This window comes from Methanoregula sp. (assembly GCF_002835825.1).
In the GTDB taxonomy this organism is placed as follows: domain Archaea; phylum Halobacteriota; class Methanomicrobia; order Methanomicrobiales; family Methanospirillaceae; genus Methanoregula.
This window is the reverse complement of record NZ_PIZH01000604.1, coordinates 1-1,268: the sequence shown is the minus strand read 5'-3', so window position 1 is coordinate 1,268 and position 1,268 is coordinate 1. Positions and strand designations below refer to the sequence as shown.

Genomic DNA, 1,268 nt, shown 5'->3' with positions numbered 1-1,268 from the left:
TATTCTTTCCATCGCCCACGGTAATCAGGTGAGACCTGCCGGGATTTTCAGGGGAGAATGCCCGCCGCCCATAGAAAGCGCTAAATCATCTCCGGCTCCACGTTCTGTAGAGATACCATGGAGATTACCGCCAGCAGGACCGGGCAGCGGCTGGTCCTTACCCTCACCGGACGAATGGACGGAGCCGGAGCCCGGCAGGTGACCGCTGCCATCCGGCAGAACCTGACCGACCATGATCAGGCCCTCATCTTCGATCTTGGCGGCGTCGAATACCTCAGTTCCGCCGGCCTCCGTGTCTTCCAGGAATGCGCACAGAAGATGAAGGAGCGGAGAGGAAGGATCGCGATCTGCCGGTTGCAGGACTTTGTCCGGAAACTCTTTGTCTCGGGCGGCTTTTTACGCATCCTTGAGGAATTTCCCGACTCCGGATCTGCGCTCGCGGCAACGGCAGGCAGTGAGGGTCCGGCCGATACCGGTACGACCATGGCCGGCGCCGGTTGGACGCTTATGGCAGATCACCATGCAGGTGCCGGAGGGGTGCTCCATGTTTCCGGAAACCTGCCGGCGATCATCAATGGCACCGTCACGGCTGCCGATCTGCGTGAATCGGTGGTGAAACCCGTAACCTTTGCAATCGGTATCGGCGCCCTTGCCGCAACAAAAAAGGCTGCAATCCCGCTGACGGGTGAGATGATGGAGGCCGGCGGCGCGGTCTGCTGGATCCCGGCCGATGGGAACCTGACCATGGACTTCTTCACGCCCGGGGATCTTGCATCGAGCGGCATGAACGTATACACCCTCTACCGGGTCTCATTCACCGGCCCGTTTACGGATGTGCTGCGCATTGCGCCCGAGACGCCCGAAGGCCTGCCTCTCTCCATGGTCTACGATGCGGTCCTGACGTACCTGCGCAAGCGATACCCGGACTTCCGGGGGGTGTGCGCCGTTGTGATCAAGGGGACCATCCGGGGAGTGTGCAGCGCCGACCTGAAGACCCCGATCCTTGCTGCGGCAGCCGGCAGGACCGGCCCGGCTGCAACGGCATCGCCCGGTGCGCACTCCATGATGGAGCTCCCCACTGCCGCCACGGTAGCTGATACGGTATCGGCCGTGGACGTTCACCCGAAATACGGGGGCGACACCCTTGTCGCCATCGGGTATGGCATCGACCGGGAGGCTGCACAGAAGGCATTTGGACCGGAAACGCTGGCGCCCCTCGTTGTTGCCAACCCGCGGGCCTCGTCCGCGGGCCCGTTCCTGTACACCAA

General features: G+C 62.6%; 1 protein-coding gene. It reads left to right on the top strand.

The features are described 5' to 3' along the window. Positions 1-117: 117 nt before the first annotated feature. A partial coding sequence (locus CW742_RS13735; RefSeq protein WP_292421341.1) for an STAS domain-containing protein occupies positions 118-1,268 on the top strand: 1,151 nt, incomplete at its 3' end.